The sequence below is a fragment of the Larkinella knui genome, from assembly GCF_003858645.1.
GTDB lineage: Bacteria > Bacteroidota > Bacteroidia > Cytophagales > Spirosomataceae > Larkinella > Larkinella knui.
Genome location: NZ_RQJP01000001.1, coordinates 1624706 through 1643103, shown reverse-complemented (window position 1 = coordinate 1643103; position 18398 = coordinate 1624706). Strand labels below are relative to the sequence as shown.

The following is an 18398-nucleotide window of genomic DNA, read 5'->3' as shown; positions in this document are numbered from 1 at the left end:
ACGGCCAGGTGTTACATACACCTAAACGTAATTCCTTGATCACCAGATGAACTACCGCTCAATGGCTCCCATGAACAAACCCGTTCTTATGCTTCTCGCAGGCAGCTTCCTTTTTCTCCAGGCCTGTTCGCAAAAGCAACCGGCCGAAGCCGCCAGCACCGCGCCGGCCCCCGATTTCATGTACCAGTATTCCATCATCGATGCGTTGTTAGCCGGGGTTTTTGATGGAAATCTGACGCTGGGGGAGCTAAAAACCAAAGGTGATTTTGGCATTGGAACCTTCAACCGGGTCGATGGCGAATTGATTGTCGATCAGGGCAAAGTCTATCAAATCAGCCACGACGGAAGCATTCACGAAATGGCCGATCAGGACAGCACGTCGATCGCTTTTGTGAAGTTTTTCAAAGCCGACACCAGTTTTATGGTCAAAAACACCGAACTCGGCCAGCTTGAAAAGGACCTGATGGCGGCTTTACCCGCGAATGAAATGTACGCCATCCGGATGAAGGGTCATTTTTCGAAGCTAACTTCCCGCGCACCCGGTCCCGCCAAAAAACCGTATCCAACGCTAAAAGATCATCTGGCCAAAGCGCAGTATCTCTTCAATCTGACCAACACGCGTGGTGTGGTCGTTGGATTTCTCTTGCCGGGCTATCTGGCGAAGGTCAACGTGCCCGGTTTCCACTTCCATTACCTGGCCGACGACCACAAATCCGGCGGTCATATTTTCGATTTTACGGCGACTGAACTAACGGTTGAAATCGATAAAATCAAGGGGTACAGCGTGGAACTCAATACAAATGCCGATTTTGATAAAATCAGCCTGGACAAAGACCGGCAGGAAGAACTAAAAAAGATCGAATAGGTGATTTTCTGATTGACGGCATACAATCCCTTTAGTTTCTGTTAATTTCAATAAAATATAAGGCAATTGTTATAAATGATAAAATTATATTTTGTAACTGATTAACAGTATTGAGAAAAATAGTTTATTTCGTCTTACCAACGAACTAATCCCGTTCCTATGAGAAGACATTTTTTACGAGGCTTATTCTGCTTTTTGGTCTTGAGCCAGACGACCGTTCACGCGCAGTCGGGCGCGACCCCGGCCATTCCTTCGCCCAAAGAGCATTTCGGTTTTAACATCGGCGACGATTACCAGCTGGCTACGTATACCCAAACAGAAGCGTATTTTAAGAAACTCGCGGCATCGGACCGGACGAAACTGGTGGATATTGGCCTGACCGAAGAGGGCCGACATCAGTACATGATCATCGTATCGTCGCCCGAAAATCTCAAAAAGCTCGACCGCTACAAGGAAATTTCTACCAAACTGGCCCGCGCTGAAGGCCTTAGTGACGAGCAGGCCCGGGCGATGGCCGCCGAAGGAAAAGCCGTGGTCTGGATCGACGGCGGCCTCCACGCCACCGAAACCGTGGGCACCATGCAACTGATCGAAACCGCCTGGCAACTCGTCAGTCGCAAAGATCCCGAAACGCTGCGGATTCTGGACAAGGTGGTGATCCTGCTCACCCACGCCAACCCCGACGGGCAGGAACTGGTCAGTAGCTGGTACATGCGCGAGCCCAAACCGGAAAAGCGATTGTTGGAAAATGTGCCGCGACTCTATCAGAAATATGCGGGTCACGACAACAACCGCGACTTTTTTATTATGAACATGAAAGAGTCGCAAAATATTGGCCGTCAGTTGTTTGTGGAATGGTTGCCGCAGATTATGTACAACCATCACCAGCGCGGTCCGGCGGGTTCGGTGCTGGCAGGACCGCCCTACCGCGACCCGTTCAACTACGTATTTGAACCGTTGATGATTACCGGAATCGATGCGCTCGGAGCGGCTATGATCAACCGGCTGAATTCCGAAAACAAACCCGGTTTTACGCGATTGGGCGGTTCGGTTTTCTCAACCTGGTACAACGGCGGATTGCGCACCACGACGCACTTCCACAATATGATCGGTCTGCTGACGGAAATTATTGGAAATCCGACGCCGGAGGATGTGCCGCTGGTGCCGAACCGGCTGATTCCCAACGGCAACACGCCCTTTCCGGTAACGCCCCAAAAGTGGCACTTCAAGCAATCGATCGATTATTCGATTTCGCTCAATTACGCGACGCTCGATTACGCGGCCCGGCACGGCGATCAGTTGCTGTATAACATTTACAAGATGGGCAAAAACGCCATCGAGCACGGCAGTACGGATTACTGGACGCTTTCGCCAAAACGAATCGACGCCATTACTCAATTGCACCAGGCCGATCTGAAAAAAGCCGCCCCCGGAACCGCCGGTGCGACCGCACCCGATCAATACGGTTTGCTGCCGCGCGGAGGAGGAATTCCGGTCAAGTATTTCGAAGCGGTTTTGAAAGATCCGGCGCTGCGTGATCCGCGCGGGTTCATCATTCCGTCCAACCAGCCGGACTTTCCAACGGCGGTCAAGTTTGTGAACGCGCTGATCAAAACCGGTATTCAGATTCAGGAAGCCACGGCCGATTTTACGGTTGCGGGCAAGAAATACCCGGCGGGGTCCTACATCGTAAAAACCGATCAGGCATTCCGTCCGCACGTTTTGGACATGTTCGAGCCGCAGGATCACCCGAACGATTTCCAATATCCGGGTGGGCCGCCGGTTCGTCCATACGATGCTGCGGGCTGGACCCTGGCGTTTCAGATGGGTGTTAAAGTAGACCGGATTTTAGACGGTTTCGAGGGACCGTTCAAAAAACTGCCATACGGAGAGTTGCAGGTGCCGAAAGGGAAAATGGATGCCACTGCGGCAGCGGGTTATACGCTGAGCGCCCAGGCGAACAATTCCTTCATTGCGGTCAACGATTTGCTCAAGTCGGGGGTCGACGTATACCGGTTGCCGACCGGTCCGGGTGGCAAATCCTCGCTGGGTGCGGGAACGTTCTTTGTTCCGGCATCCGCCAAAGCGAAGGCCGTATTGGATAAATCCGCGAAAGAGCTGGGATTGGACATTGCGGGTGTCGCTAAACGTCCGACGGGTGCGCTGGTGAAAGTGGCCCCGATGCGGATTGCGTTGTGGGATGCCTACGGCGGCTCGATGCCGTCGGGCTGGGTGCGCTGGCTGATGGAGCAATACCATTTTCCGATGCAGGTCATTTATTCGCCGGACATCGACGCCGGTGATCTGCGCAAGAAATACGATGTAATTGTGTTCGTAACCCGGGCCATTCCGGCGGTGGGTGCCACGGGCACGGGTGGCGGTGGGGGCGAAGGCGGTTTTGCCAGCCGGGAGCCAAAAGCGGAAGAGTTGCCTGCCGAATACCGTCCGTGGCTTGGCAAGATTACTGCCGACAAGTCGATTCCGCAGCTGAAGGCCTTTCTGGAAGCGGGCGGCAACGTGGTCACCATCGGCAGCAGCACAAATCTGGCGTATCATCTGGGCTTGCCGGTGAAAAATGCGTTGGTTGAAATGACCAACAGTGGTCAGGAACGGCCCTTGTCGAACGAAAAATACTACATTCCGGGCAGCATTTTGCGGATCGATCTGGATTCGACGCAGCAGGCTACCTGGGGCCTGTCGAACCAGACGGACGTCTATTTCGATGCCAGCCCGGTTTTTAAAATCGCTCCCGACGCCGTGGCCAAAGGCACCGTGAAACCGCTTGCGTGGTTCTCCACCAACAAACCGTTGCGCAGTGGCTGGGCCTGGGGACAGGCGTATTTGCAGGACGGCGTCGCGGCTTTCATGGCCCCCGTCGGTGCCGGAAAACTCTACGCCTTCGGCCCGGAAATCACCTTCCGCGCGCAGGCGCAGGGAACCTTTAAGTTGCTGTTCAACCAGTTGTATGCGACGTCGATGCCGTAAGGTCAACGGAGTTGAGCAGGTTCTACGGGCCGGGAATGGACGCTATCGGGGTTCATTTCCGGCCCGTGTTTTTTGGTGAATCAACAGAATGGTGGAAAACACATAAACATGCACAATCCGGTCGTAATCCTGTATCGCGTCGGGGTATCGGCTGCTTTACCTTCGTACTTAAAATAAATAACGGTCACGATGAGACATCAGCATCACTATGTTCTACACGGAATTACCCAGTCTCAGGACGTGGCAAAGGTTCTGGATGTCCTTCGAAATCATCCCGGTATTTTGGCTGTCACGGGTTCCTTGCATCCGCCCGAAGTCTCCATCACGGTAGATAAACATCCTGATTTAGCCGAACTTCAACAACGGGTTTCGCAGGTTGGTGCTTTTCACCTGATGGAAGTTAAAACGGAGAATGAAGCTGTCGAGTACGAAGGGCAGTATGCTCATCACGGAACCCGTGGCAGCGAAATGCCGGTTTCCTCTGAAGCCAATGCACATCAGCACCATACGGGCCACAGCAGCCATGCGGGGCACGATCACGGCGCTATGATCGCCGATTTTCTGCGCCGGTTTTGGATTTGTCTGGTCCTTTCTCTACCGGTTGTTGCTTTTTCCACGATGTTCCAGGAAATTGCGGGTTATCACCTCGATTTTCCATACCGCGACTGGATCGTCCTGGGCCTGTCATCGTTCATTTATTTTTACGGCGGCTGGCCGTTTTTAACGGGTTTTGTCGGGGAAGTTCGCAGTCGGCAACCCGGCATGATGACGCTGGTGGCCGTTGCAGTAACGGTCGCGTATGTCTACAGTATAGTCACGGCGCTCGGGATACTGGCCGGTATGGATTTTTTCTGGGAACTGGCCACGCTGATTGATATCATGTTGCTGGGTCATTATCTGGAGATGAAGTCGGTGGCCGGAGCATCGCGTGCGCTGGAACTGATTGTCAAAATGCTGCCCTCGGAGGCCCACCTGGTGCACGGTAGTATGATTCATGACGTGAAGGTGGATCAACTGGCGGTCGACAATATCGTGCTGGTTCGGCCCGGGGAACGGATTCCAACGGATGGTGAGGTAATCGAGGGGAGCAGTTCGGTGAATGAAAGCATGCTAACCGGTGAGAGCGTACCGGTGCAGAAAGAACCCCACGATACCGTCATTGCCGGGGCCATCAATGGAGAAGGGGCCTTGACCGTGAAGGTGACCCATCAGGGCGCCGACAGTTACCTGAACAAGGTGGTAAAGCTGGTGCAGGAAGCGCAGACCGTCAAATCGAAAACCCAGACACTAGCCGATCGGGCGGCTGGCTGGTTGACCATCATTTCCTTATCCGTAGGACTGGTTACCCTGCTCGTCTGGCTGGTGAGTGGCAGGGATACGGCTTTTGCCGTTGAACGCATGGTGACGGTTATGGTGACAGCCTGTCCGCACGCCCTCGGTGTGGCCATTCCGTTGGTGGTATCGATTTCGACGGCCATTTCGGCCCAGAAAGGCTTGCTGATCCGAAACCGGACGGCTTTTGAGGAAGCCAGAAAGATAACGGCGATGGTTTTCGACAAAACCGGTACGCTGACGGAAGGTGCGTTTGGCGTCACGCGCATTGTTCCCCTCCAGGACAAGATTTCCGAAACTGATCTGATTCGCCTGGGCGCAGCACTGGAACAATCCTCGCAGCACCCGATTGCGCAGGGGATTGTTCGGGAAGCTCAAAAACGGAAGCTGGCGCTGGTTTCCATTGCGGATTTTCAGTCCATTACCGGTAAAGGCATTTCGGCTACCGTAGAAGGAAAACAAATGGCAGTTGTGAGTCCGGGGTATTTGAAAGAAAAACGCATTGAATTGCCCACAGATGCTTACCGCAACGAAGCCGAGACGGTGGTTTTTATTCTCCGGGATCAACAGCTCATCGGATACATTGCGCTGGCGGATCAGATTCGGTCCGATTCTGGAGAAGCGGTTCGGCGTTTACAGGCAAGCGGTATCAGGGTGTATATGGCCACGGGTGATAACCGCAAAGTGGCCGATGCGGTGGCGAAGGAATTGGGTCTGGATGGGGTATATGCCGAAGTGTTGCCGGATCAAAAAGTGCGTATTGTCAGAGACTTACAGGAAGAAGGTCAGTTCGTAGCCATGACTGGCGACGGCGTGAACGATGCCCCGGCTCTGGCACAGGCTAACATCGGGATTGCCGTTGGCTCGGGAACCGACATTGCCGCCGAAACCGCCGACATTATTCTGGTGAACAGCAAGCCCACGGACATCTCCAACCTGGTCGATTTCGGAAAAGCTACCTATCGCAAGATGATCCAGAATCTGATCTGGGCAACGGGCTACAACGTGGTCGCCATTCCGCTGGCGGCCGGGGTGTTGTATCCGAATTTTGTGTTGAGTCCGGCGCTGGGTGCCGTGCTGATGAGCGCCAGCACGGTGATCGTGGCCCTGAACGCGCAGTTGTTGAAGCGAGAAATCAGGTAAACTTTCCGACGCCCGGATGGACCACCGACGTGTACGCTCTTCATACAATGGGGCTTAACCAGGTCCTGAACAGTTTCCTGATCGGATCGTATTCAGGACCTGAAAAGTCAGGAATGTTTCCGGTGTTTTTCCTGAAAACAGGCCAGCGCGCAGGCTGAGGCTTTTAAACTGCTGTGAACGTCGCCTATTTTTTTACCTGCGGCATTAAAAATCTCACACGTATTTCCATTATCTTTCATTTTGAACTCCAGTTCCCCTTCCGCGTTGTAATAGTTTTTTCCGTCCTTGCCCATGCGTCCCATCTTTTTATTCGTCTTCGCATCAATCAGATTACCCTGGTTATCAATAAAGGCGATTTTCTGGCCATTAAAGTCTTTAATGATCTGATCTTTCGAAACGGTGCCAATGGTAAGTCCCTTCTCGTCTTTTATTTCGCCACTTTGAGCGATATGTTTGTAATTCCGGCTCTGGGCCATCGTAGAAAGGGATACCGAAAGTAAACCCAGAAGGAGGAAAATGTGACTAAACGATTTCATAATGATTCAGTGGTAAATGATTTACAGATTGGACTTGGACAAAGGTGCGTAATCAGGTAGCCGGAAAAACTGAGCCTTGTCATACAAACCCCTGATTTTTAATGTTCCCTGGTCTTATTTCGGCGTCTTCCGGAAATGGATTTCAACAAGCGGGAACCTGGACGTGGGTAATTTGCGGAAGAAATTGGATGGTATTGTATTTGTAACCCGGGAGCGTACGGTGATCGTGGCCCTGAATGTGCAGTTGTTGCGAAATAGTATGAAATGAATGGGTAACGTGTAGGAAACGCATTTATTCCGTCCGCAATCTATGAACCGGATTGGCAATGGCGACTTTGATAGCCTGGGTGCTGACCGTTAATAAGGCGACAAGAATCGCGGCTGAGCCCGCAAGGACAAAAACCAGCCAGCCGATAGCAATCCGATACTCGTATTTTTCCAGCCAATGGGTCATGGACCACCACGCCAATGGCGATGCAATAAGGCAGGCGATGACTACCAACCCGATAAATTCCCCGGAAAGGAGTACCCATAAATTGGTCACCGAAGCGCCCAGTACCTTGCGGATGCTGATTTCTTTGGATCGGCGCTCGGCCATGAACATCGTTAATCCGAACAAACCCAGGCAGGAGATGAGAATGGCGAGTCCGGCAAAAATACCGGCTAATTTGGCAACCTGGTTTTCGGTAGTAAATTTCTTTTCAAATTCATCATCCACAAAACGATAGTCAAAAGGGGATGCGGGATCGTACTTCTCAACGATCGGTTGTATAGCGGCCAGCGATTGCGTTAAATTTGCACCCGTCTTCAGCCGCACCAAAATCACACTGAAGTAGTCTGCCGTAAATAGGATAACGCCTGGTGGAACAGGCTTGAATGGGTCGCGCATCACGACATTTTCGATAATACCGACAATCGTTAATACCCGATCGCCGTCTTTGATGGTCTTTCCAATCGGATCTTTGTAACCGATTAAACGCAACGCGGACTCGTTCAGAATGACCGCATTCGAATCGGTTTTATAGGCCTTAGAGAACGGTCTGCCGGCTATAAATTTTAATCCGGCGGCTTTTTCATAATCCCATTCGGTTAGGATTAAATCGAGCATCGGATTTTCGTTCGGTTTTTTTCCTTCCCAGCTGAAGCCGTTCCAGTCGTTATTTACGGTCGTCATCGGACTCGATACTTTAGCTACGGCTTCAATCTGACCGGTATTCAACAAATCACGTTTTAAGGCATTATAATTTTTTGAAAGCTCCCCACTGGCCGCCAGGGTGATCAGATTGTCAGCCTTGTACCCCAACGAGCGGTTTTTGGCATGATTGATCTGTTGAAATACGATAATGGAGCTGATGATCAGGACGATGGAAATGGTAAACTGAAAAACCACCAGAACCTTGCGGAAATTCACCGCGTTCGAGCCTTGCCGACGGATGCCTTTTAACACTTTGGCGGGTAAAAAGGAAGACAGGTACAGGGCCGGATAACTTCCGGAAATAAGGCCGGTAATGACGCAAACGGCAAATACAGAAGCCAATAAGGCGGTATTGCTGAGATCGAACCGGATATTCTCAAAACCAAGATCTTTGATGTAGGGCAGCAGTACCTGGATTACAAAAAGAGAAAGGAAAAAAGCGAGGAAGGCCGTGAACAGGGATTCGGTTAAGAATTGCCCGACGAGCTGGTTGCGTTGCGAACCAATTGCCTTGCGGATACCAACTTCTTTTGCCCGTTTTTCAGATCGTGCCGTACTCAGGTTCATGAAATTAATACAGGCGATGAGCAGGATAAAACCACCAATGATGCCAAATAACCGGATGTATTCGATGCGACCACCGGTATTGGTCCAGTTTTTAAAATCATCGAACAAACGCCACTTGGCCAGCGGATGAAGAAAGAGGACCTGCGGTTTTATTTTTGTTTCTTTTTTTGACAACAGGGGACCGATCTCTTTCGAAAAAGCGTCCATGGAAACGCCCGCTTGTAGCTCAACCATCGTCTGAAGAAAGCTATTGCCCCAATTGGTTCGATTATCTTTTACATAGCTGTTGTTTTGCACCAGAAATTCAAAAGGAGCCAGGTAATCGAACGAAAAAGAGGAGTTTTTGGGAATATCCTGCATCACCGCACTCACCTTTACAGTATACTGCTGATCGAGTTTTACGATCTTCCCAATGGGGTCGTGGGTGCCAAACAGGGCTTTGGCGAGCGACGCGGTTAGTACGACGGAATTCGGATCGTTTAAAGCGGTTTCCGGATCGCCTTTTACCAGTGGAAACGTGAGCATTCTTAAAAAATCAGGATCTACATATTCACCTTTTTTAGTAAACTTATTGTTGCCGGTTACCAGGTTCGATTCCAGCCCGATAAGGCGGGAAGCCCGTTTGATCTGTGGATACTTCAGTCTTAATTCGTCATACAGCGGAAGCATGACGCCGTTGGCGGTCACCTTTTGGTTGTTGATCACCTGGTGCCGTTGTACCATCGCAATACGATCCCGGTTTGTATGAAATGTATCGTAACTTCGTTCGTACTGGATCCACAGACCGATCAGAATGGCAAAGGCCATTCCCAGGGAGAGCCCTAAAATATTGACAAACGACAACGTCTTGTTTTGAAAGAGATTGCGCCAGGCGATTTTTAAGTAATTTAGGAGCATACAGGTAGAGAGCGGTTAGTGGCTTCCTGGTGTCCGCTCAAGGATTATACCAGAACGGAAAAACCGTGCTACGGTGCTGTCAGGCCCATAATTAGCGCGGCCAGTTGTCCATTTTTGGACAGTATTGTCCGGTTGCAGATAGGCGAAGGAGGATTCAACCAGATCTTCCCAACCCGCCAACTTACTCCCCCGGCCGCTGTTGAAAAATCTCCTCCAACCTTGCAAACAGCTCCGGGTGCTTCTCCTTCAGCAAATCCGGGCGTTTGAAGAAATACTCCGAAACCACGGCGAAAAATTCGGCTTCGTTGGTCATTCCGTACGGGTCGATGTCGGAGCGGTTGGCCTGGATGTCGGCGATGCTGGCGTGGATCAGTTGCAGCCAGGGCTTGATGTGGCTACGGTCCAGCAGGTATTCGGGTGCGCCGTCGGTGGAACCGTCGGCTTTATCGAGGAGGTGGACAAACTCGTGAATCCCGGTATTTTCGGTGCTGGTTTCATTCGCAAAGCCCTCGTGCAGCGCCGGTTTCGATAACACCATCGTGCTTTGCAATGCCCCGCCTTCGCCCACCATGCCCAGGATATTCCGTTCGTTTCCCTCGGTTTCAAAAGCCGCGTTGAAGCGGTCTTCGTACAGCAAAACCGTCGTAAGCCGGTAAAAGGACCAGTCTTTGAAGCCGAAAATCGTAATGACCGCGCTGCTGGCCACCAGCACTTTATCCAGATCATCGACGGTCGTGCCGACGCCTTCGATGCGCGTGTGGCTTAAAAACTGGTTGACGCGTTCCTCAAATACCCGTTTCTGGTCGTCACTCAGAGCGCGGTAATAGGCAACGTGTTCCTGCAATAAATCACGGTACGGCGTCGCTGCGGGCGGGCTAACCGGTGCGTTCCGTCGCCGGTAGTTCCAGATTAGTCCGCCCAGCAGCAGAATGGTCAGTCCCAAAATGAGGTACGACATTTTAATCCGTGTGCGTTTTAACGTTCGTAGTTAAGGTTAACCATGTGATGCAGAAATAGTTGTTTTTTAACTACAACCCTCGACCGATTCCCGTTTAATCACTTTAAAACCGGCAGCAGGATTCGGCTGGCGGCTTTTGCGCTGTGGTGGATTTTGATCGTTGCTTTCTGGAAATCAGCGTCTTTGGCGTGATAAATGTCCACAAATTTCTGCGGATTCCGGTCCACCAGCGGGAACCAGCTACTTTGAATCTGCACCATCAGCCGGTGACCTTTTTTGAACGTATGGGCAATGTCCGGCAAGGCATACCTGACGGTTGTGACCTGATCCGGCACAAAGGCCACCGGCTGTTCGAAGCTGTTGCGGAAGCGGCCCCGCATCACTTCGCCCCGAACCAGCATCTGGTAGCCGTTCATGATGTATTTATCGCCTTTTCCGTAGTCGAAATCATCCGGAAAAATGTCGATCAGCTTCACCACAAAATCGGCATCCGTTCCGCTGATGCTCACCTGCAAATCGGCGGTGAGTGGCCCGGCCAGTGTCAAATCTTCCTTCAATACCTCGGTTTGAAAAACCAGCACGTCCGGGCGAGTGGCCGCAAACCGCTGGTCATCCGTCATGTATTCGCGCGTGCGGAGCGACTTGATGCCTTCGGCGTAGGGCACGGGTTTGGCCGGATCGCTGACGTAGGCCGTAAACGGATCAGCGGGTGAGGCTGGTTTTGTAAAGGACAGTGATCCAGAAGGTTGCAGGTAGAGGGCGGTTTCGGTGGTATTGGCCGGGGGCCACTTCTCCAATTGGTGCCACTGGTTTTCACCGGTGAAAAATACCGTCGCTTCCTTGATCGGGTCCGCGCTGCCTTTGCCTTTCAGGTAATAATTGAAAAACGGAATTTCAACGTTGGTGGCATACCAAGTACTGGTCGGACTCCCAAACTGCACATTTCCGAGGGACGAACCATCGCTGCCGCGCCCGGCCCACTGCCCGTGAAACCACGGCCCCATGATGATTTTGTTGGTATTCCGGGCTTTCCCTTCGATGGCTTTGTAGGTGTTCCAGGCACCGTAACAATCCTCCGCATCGAACAAACCGCCCACAATCAGCGTGGCCGTTTCGGGCGCAATGTTGCTGACATAATTGCGAACGTTGCGGGATTTCCAGAACGTGTCGTAGTTGGGATGGGCCATCAGGTCCTTCCAGAAACGAACGCTGTCGCCGGCGAATTGGGTCAATTTCGGGAGGGTCCCGTTGCGCAGGAAAAATTCGTAACTGTCCATCGTGCTGACGGCCATCGGTTTCGGTCCGAGGGTCGTTGGTTTGGGGCGGGGCATTCCAAAACCGCGCCGGATGTAGAAGTTAAACGCATCCATCAGCATCAGCGCCCCGTTGTGGTGGAAATCGTCGCCCAGAAACCATTCCGTTACCGGTGCCTGGGGGCTGACGGCTTTCAGAGCCGGGTGGTTGCTCAGAGCCGCCATCGTTGCATAGAATCCCGGATACGAAATCCCGAACACGCCCACTTTTTCGTTGTTGTTGGGCAGGTTTTTGATAAGCCAGTCGATGGTGTCGTAGGTGTCGGTGGCTTCGTCTATATCGGTTTTTGATTTTTTGGCGGGATTAAACGGGCGCACATCCTCAAACGTACCTTCGCTCATCCAGCGTCCCCGTACATCCTGCACCACCAGAATATACCCTTCCTTCAGGTACTCCTTGTAGTGGTTGCTCCAGAAATTCCGGTACGCAGTTTCGCCGTAAGGTGCGCAGGAATAGGGCGTTCGGGACATCAGAATCGGGTGTTTTTCCGAAGCAGATTTGGGGGCATAAATGGACGTGAAGAGCCGGGTTCCGTCCCGCATCGGAATATACAATTCCTGTTTGGTGTACTGATTTCGAAACCAGGTCGAATCGGGGGCTTGGGCATGCGAAAATACCGGCAGCAAGGCCAGGAGAATCCCGTAAAGTTGTTTCATGGTTGTATTTAATTTCAAGAGCGATGAACGGGAAGTAAGATAAGGAAGAAACACAGAAAACCGCTAACTTGCCCCAACGAATTGACCGGTTTCACTCCTAACTTTTTTGATTTTCATGCGGTTTCTGTGGTTGATTGGTCTGTTTTTTTCCCTCTCCGGGTTGGCTCAGGAGAGCAAAGTGTTCGATGATTTGACGATCAGAAGCACCCTTCTGAAGAAAGACAAGAAGTTTGCGCTCTATTTGCCGCCCGGCTACGAGACGTCCCAGCGATCGTACCCGGTTTTGTATCTGCTCCACGGTGGCGGTGACGATCAGACGGCCTGGCTCCAGTCGGGAAACATGCAGGCAATTGTCGACAAGGAAATTAAGGAAGGCCGAATACCGCCGATGATCGTGGTGATGCCGGATGCGGAAATGACGTTTTACATGAACAACGTCGCCGGGAAATACCCGTACGAAGACTTTTTTATGAAAGAACTGATTCCGTTTATTGAGAAAACCTACCGGTGCCGGGCCGAAAAACGGTTCCGGGCCGTGGCGGGTTTGTCGATGGGCGGTTTTGGTTCGCTGCTCTACGCCATGCACCATCCGGATTTGTTCGGCTCCTGCGTGGCCCTGAGCGCGGGCGTTCGTACCGATCAGCAGATTCGGGAAATGCCCCATTCGGAGTATCTGCGCCGGTATCGATCCACGATGGGCGAATTGAAGGAAGGCGATAACCGCATCACCGACTACTGGAATCAGAATAGCATTCTGTATCTGGTTCAGAAAATGCCGGAAGCGCAAAAGAAAGCCGTCCGGTTCTACCTCGATTGTGGCGATGATGATTTATTACTTTACAAAGGCAATTCCGAATTGCACACCCTGATGCGGGATTTGGCCATTCCGCACGAATACCGGGTCCGAAATGGCGGCCATACCTGGGAATACTGGCGTACGGGCTTGCCCGATGCGCTGCACTTCATCAGCCAAAGTTTTCAGTAACCGAATTACAACTTTTTGACCTGAACCGCCACCTTCGATTGAACGTAGATGAGCGCCTGAATACCGTCGGGCCGAATCGCTATTTTCTGCGGTGTAAACTGAAACGACTGGATGGCGAGATTGGTTTTTTTACCAGCTTCACCTTTCTGGAACGACTCACTGATCGTCTGCGGTAATTTCTCAATATCTCCGCCCAGTGAGATCGTCAGAAACTGTTCCATCACCTTGATCATGCCGTTGTGAATCAGTGAGTTGGAAACCCGGGAGAGTTCGCTCACCGTTCCGGCATCGAAGTCCAGATCCTGAATATGCAGGGTATTGGTGAGCGTATCGAACGTTGGTCGTCCCCGCAAATACAGCGTTCCGTTCAGCAAACCACTGACGTCGGTTTTGACGATCAATGCCCGTTGGCCGCCGTAAACAGTAGCTTTTTGGATGGTCAACGCTCCCAGCAGCAGCTTCTTTTTTTCCCTGGCTAACGTACGGGCCAGCATCCGGTTAATATCGGCATACGGAATAAAACTCAGTAAACGCAGATCCGAGGTTTGGGAAAGCGTATCCCGCTTTTGTAAAACCGGCAGTTTGACTTCCGAATAAGCGGGTTTTTGGGGCTGCAACACGGTTTTTGTACTGAAAGCCACCCGAAGGTGGGTGGTAATTTTAACCGCGTTACCGTCAATCGGACTGGCCTCGACGGCGAGCGGCTTGGGCAGCAGCCAGAGGCCAAATTGCCGGTCGATGAGCAGCGGTTTTTGAATGCTCTGCCAGATTGGTTCCACCATCCGGTCGAGCCGCAGTTCTTTATAAATCGCCAGATCGATGGCCGATTCAATGATTGACTGGCTGTTGTCCAGAATTTTCTTCGCAAAATTGGTCAGTGAAATTTCCTTTCCCAAGAGCCGGATTTCGGGCTCTTCAATCCATTCATAGTTGGTAAACTGCACTTTACTGGCTAGCCGCCAGTTGGGCGTCACGGTCAGCGGACTTTGAAAATTGACGTGCAGTGAACAGAAGGGTTTTCGTTCGGAAACGGATGCGGAACTAAACGGCTTCTTGAGGTATAAGCCCAACGGTGCCGAGAACTTTAACTGGTTGCTGGCATACTGAATTCGCACCGGCCCCGACCGCACCACCTGAAACGGAAACACACCCGCCCGTTTCCCGTTTTCCGACCCTTTACCCACCAGTATCGTCCCCAGTTCCTGGTTGATTTTTTTCTGTAATTCGTTCAGCGTAAACGTAATAGGACCCGCCAGGTAGGAAGTGTCGGCAGGGATGGCTGCGTCGAAGCCTTCGGCTTTGGGCGGTCGGGGTTGGGCCTGCTGACAGTGCGTCATGGCGACCAGGATGGCCAAACCGACTAGTAAACGGGTAAAAGTAGCTGAGGTCATTCAGAAAGTAAGCCGTAGAACAGCGGCCCTACGTAGGATAACCCCGGTTTATTTCCGGTTGTTTATCCGAAACCCTAATTTGTGCCGGGTTAAATCCGCTTACCGGAATCAACCCGGCACGTTTTTTAGTCCTTCGATTGGGTAACGTAATAGGATTTGTAGTTTTTTTCGATGACGGCGTCCTTGAATAATTTCAAGTGCTCGGCCGCTTTTTGTTTTCCATACATTTTTGTCAGCAACGATTCGATGCCGTAATCAGCTCCTTTGATAACCGGATCCATGATGAACAGGTAGGCATACGACCCATCGGCTTCCGGTTTGGTGGGGTGCATGACGCGGGTCTGTTTAAATATTTTCTGCTCGGCCGCCGATAAATTCCGGGCTCCGGGCCAGAATATCTCGTGAATAAACCGCTCGTACTGGGCGCGTTTATTGGCTTTCACCGGATAAGCAATTACCCAGACGGTTTCGTTGGGTTTGGCTACAGAGCGCGTGGTCTGACTCAGGACGGGCGTTGTCAGGAGGGCGATCAGACCGCAAACCATTGACAGGCGGAGATGGTAGTAGGACATGGCGTTAGATTTTGAAAACCAGTTGATTAAGAAACGTACCTGGGCGAATGTTTCTCAATTTTGTTTGCTTTTCAAACAAATCCAAATCCGGCAAAAGGGAATTGCTGAATTTATTTTCTCCGCCTTTCAAGCTCTCCTTTTTTCGTTAAACCCCCTCGTACTGAACCGCTGTAATTTCCATCACATCCTCTCCCTGTACAGTTCGCAAGGTGACCGTATCGCCTATACGTTTTCCCTGCATGGCCCGGGCAATGGGGGCGGTAAAGGCAATCAATCCCTGCGTGGCATCGGCTTCATCGACACCGACAATCGTAAACCGCCGTTCGTTACCCGCCGATGGGCCGGTTTTCGTTTTCAGAACAACGGTTGCCCCAAAACGTACTTCATCCTGCGGATGAGAATCGACCACTTTCGCACTCGAAATCCGTTGGTTGAGGTTGGCAATCCGTCCGTTCAGCAGCGCCAGTTGGCGGCTTCGTTCATTTTCGTCCGTCGCTTCCGTTGCCTGCAGGTGAGCATGTTCAATTTCCAGTTCATTGAGTTCGGAACGCAGCAGGGCCAGACCGCGGGGTGTGACGTAGTTGGTGGTGCCGGGTGGCAAGGGGGCCCGGGCGGGGATAACCACCGGCGCATCGGCGGTTTCATTCTTCAAAAAAGCACTACTCATACCCTGATTCGTTTGAAATAATTCACGTTCCCAACTGGAAAAACCGCCGGGAACGTGAATTGTTTCGTGCTGATCAAGAACGGTCCGTTGGCGCGGTAGCAATCTTGATCAGCTTCATCAGCCTTACGAGACCCCTTTGAATACTTCGGTTTGGACGAACGGCTGGTTGTAAAGCCGTTTGCCGGTGGCTTTGAAAATGGCATTCGCCACAGCCGCGCCCGCCGGTGGGAGCGAGGGCTCGCCCAAACCGGTCGGATCGATCTCATTTTGAACAAAATGGACTTCAATCTCCGGTATTTCGTTCATGCGAATCAACTTGTAATCGTTGAAGTTTTTCTGATCGGGAATGCCGTCTTTGAACGTGATGTTGCCGTACATAGCGTGCCCAATACCGTCGACGACACAACCGCGAACCTGCTGTTGCGCCCCGCTCTGGTTGATCACCACGCCACAGTCGGCGGCTGAATACACCTTTTTCAAAACCGGTTTGCCTTTCTCCATCACCACTTCGCCGACCTGCGCCACATAGGAGCGGTGCGAGAAATACACGCTGATGCCCTGGGATACGTTTTTGTTTTTGCCCCAGCCGGATTTTTCCACCGCCAGCTGGATCACGCCCTTCATCCGGTCGATGTCGTACGTAATTTTTCCGGTCGGGTTTTTCTTCGCTTTGTCCAGTAATTCCAGCCGGAACTGCACCGGATCTTTCCCGGCGGCATGGGCCACTTCATCCAGAAACGCCTGCTCGGCAAACGCCAGGAAGTTGGTGATCGGCGCCCGCCAGGGACCCGTCGTGATGGGTGATTTGTGGTCGATGCTGTCGATCAGCAGGTTTTCCACCGCCCCCGACGGGAAGTTATCCTCCCGGGTGGCATTCCCGGCGTTGATGCTGGCTCCCCGCAGTTTATAGCCAATCAGGTTGTTTTGCGCATCCAGAGCCGCTTCGAAGCGGTAGCGAACCGCCGGGCGATAAATTCCGCCGGTCATGTCGTCTTCGCGCGTCCACATCACTTTCACCGGCGCATTCACGGCTTTGGAAACCTGAACCGCTTCGATGGCGTAGTCGGTATTGAGCCGCCGGCCAAAACCGCCCCCCATGCGGGTTAGCTGTACGGTTACTTTTTCGGGCGGCAATCCCAGCAGCTTGGCGGCCTGATTGCGAGCGGATTCCGGGGTCTGGCTGGGGCCAACCAACTCTGCACTGTCGGCTTTGACGTGGGCGAAGAAGTTCATCGGTTCCAGCGGATTGTGGGGCAGGAACGGACACTGGTATTCGGCCTTTATGACTTTGGCGGCATTCTTGAAAGCGGTTTCCACATCGCCGTCTTTCCGCCGAACGGTCGTATTCGGACTGTCCAGCATTTCTTTGAACAGGCGGTTGTGGTCGGACGTACTCTCCAGGTTGCCGTCTTTTTCCCACTCAATTTTGAGCGCATCCTTGGCTTTCTTCACCTGCCAGGTCGATTTGCCAACCACGGCCACGCTGTTGTTGATCGTCACGACGTTGACAATTCCGGGCATGGCTTTGGCCGCTGCCGAATCGACCGACTTGAGTTTATAACCAAATGCCGGGCGTTGCAACATCCCGATGAGCATCCCTTCGCGGTAAAAATCGAGACCAAAAAGCGGTTTTCCGGTTATGATGCCCGGATTATCCACGTTCCGGATCGTTTGGCCGATCAGCTTGAAGTCCTTGATTTCCTTCAGTTTAACGTCGCTCGGAATCGTCATTTTGCCGGCTTCCGTTGCCAGCTCGCCATAACTCAGTTTACGGTTGCTGCCCGCGTGAAGCACGAACCCCTTGCTGGTTGAACAGTCCGCTGCGGACACGTTCCAGCGTTTGGCCGCAGCGTCGATTAACATGTGCCGGGCCGTTGCGCCAGCCTCGCGCAGACGCTTCCAGGAATGCGGAATAGACCCGCTGCCTCCGGCGACCTGCCGTTCAAATTTTTTGGTATCGAGTGGGGCCTGCTCAACGACGACGTTTTTCCAGTCGGCGTCCAGTTCTTCCGCCACAATGATGGGAAAAGCGGTTTTGATGCCCTGCCCGACTTCCGGATTGGGCGACAGAATGGTAATGACGCCCTGTGGATTAATCGACAGGTAGCTATTGAAATCAACCCCGGGAACGGCCGAGATTCCTTTCGTCAGAACGGTCTGCGTGGCGGCTTCCGATTCGGTCCAGTTGAAGCCCAGAAAAAGGCCTCCTCCGGTTACGGCGGCAATTTTCAGGAAATTCCGGCGGTTATGACTGAGTTGTGAAGACATGTCGGTTTGAGGTTTAAGGTTTTCAGTTTACGGTTTTGGGTTTACGGTAGCTGACACGTGCTTGCTG

The 18398-nt window shown here is 52.2% G+C and carries 12 protein-coding genes; 4 read left to right on the top strand and 8 right to left on the bottom strand.

Features of this window, described 5'->3' with window-relative positions:
• Positions 1–88 precede the first annotated feature (88 nt).
• From budA to EHT87_RS06695, 3 genes are all read left to right on the top strand, one after another.
• On the top strand, positions 89–865 hold the full coding sequence (gene budA / locus EHT87_RS06705) for an acetolactate decarboxylase (protein ID WP_185716152.1): 777 nt from the start codon (positions 89–91) through the stop codon (positions 863–865).
• A gap of 159 nt (positions 866–1024) precedes the next feature.
• On the top strand, positions 1025–3850 hold the full coding sequence (locus EHT87_RS06700) for a M14 family metallopeptidase (protein WP_124905070.1): 2826 nt from the start codon (positions 1025–1027) through the stop codon (positions 3848–3850).
• Positions 3851–4318: 468 nt separating this feature from the next.
• Complete coding sequence (locus tag EHT87_RS06695; RefSeq protein ID WP_229320940.1) at positions 4319–6325, top strand: heavy metal translocating P-type ATPase; 2007 nt, start codon at positions 4319–4321, stop codon at positions 6323–6325.
• Positions 6326–6432: 107 nt separating this feature from the next.
• Here the strand turns inward: EHT87_RS06695 and EHT87_RS06690 are convergent, their stop codons facing one another.
• The 4 genes from EHT87_RS06690 to EHT87_RS06670 form a co-directional block, all read right to left on the bottom strand.
• Positions 6433–6861, bottom strand: a complete 429-nt coding sequence (locus EHT87_RS06690; RefSeq protein WP_124905068.1) for a 5-fold beta-flower protein — start codon at positions 6859–6861, stop codon at positions 6433–6435.
• Between the two features lie 292 nt (positions 6862–7153).
• Positions 7154–9520 (bottom strand): ABC transporter permease, encoded by a 2367-nt coding sequence (locus tag EHT87_RS06680; protein WP_124905064.1) that lies wholly within the window; start codon positions 9518–9520, stop codon positions 7154–7156.
• A gap of 181 nt (positions 9521–9701) precedes the next feature.
• Complete coding sequence (locus EHT87_RS06675) at positions 9702–10478, bottom strand: M90 family metallopeptidase (protein ID WP_124905062.1); 777 nt, start codon at positions 10476–10478, stop codon at positions 9702–9704.
• 98 nt (positions 10479–10576) lie between these two features.
• Positions 10577–12448, bottom strand: coding sequence for a CocE/NonD family hydrolase (locus EHT87_RS06670; protein ID WP_124905060.1), 1872 nt, complete (start codon positions 12446–12448; stop codon positions 10577–10579).
• 115 nt (positions 12449–12563) lie between these two features.
• On the opposite strand from EHT87_RS06670, the gene EHT87_RS06665 reads away from it, so the two are divergent.
• Entirely contained in the window at positions 12564–13433 is an 870-nt protein-coding gene (locus EHT87_RS06665; protein ID WP_124905058.1) for an alpha/beta hydrolase, read from the top strand.
• A 5-nt stretch (positions 13434–13438) separates the two neighbouring features.
• Here the strand turns inward: EHT87_RS06665 and EHT87_RS06660 are convergent, their stop codons facing one another.
• The 4 genes from EHT87_RS06660 to EHT87_RS06645 form a co-directional block, all read right to left on the bottom strand.
• Positions 13439–14824, bottom strand: a complete 1386-nt coding sequence (locus EHT87_RS06660) for a DUF4403 family protein (RefSeq protein WP_124905056.1) — start codon at positions 14822–14824, stop codon at positions 13439–13441.
• Positions 14825–14949: 125 nt separating this feature from the next.
• On the bottom strand, positions 14950–15396 hold the full coding sequence (locus EHT87_RS06655) for a hypothetical protein (protein ID WP_124905054.1): 447 nt from the start codon (positions 15394–15396) through the stop codon (positions 14950–14952).
• 145 nt (positions 15397–15541) lie between these two features.
• Positions 15542–16063: a GreA/GreB family elongation factor gene (locus tag EHT87_RS06650; protein WP_124905052.1), complete on the bottom strand. Its 522-nt coding sequence runs from the start codon at positions 16061–16063 to the stop codon at positions 15542–15544.
• A 123-nt stretch (positions 16064–16186) separates the two neighbouring features.
• Positions 16187–18331, bottom strand: coding sequence for a xanthine dehydrogenase family protein molybdopterin-binding subunit (locus tag EHT87_RS06645; RefSeq protein ID WP_124905050.1), 2145 nt, complete (start codon positions 18329–18331; stop codon positions 16187–16189).
• Positions 18332–18398 lie beyond the last annotated feature (67 nt).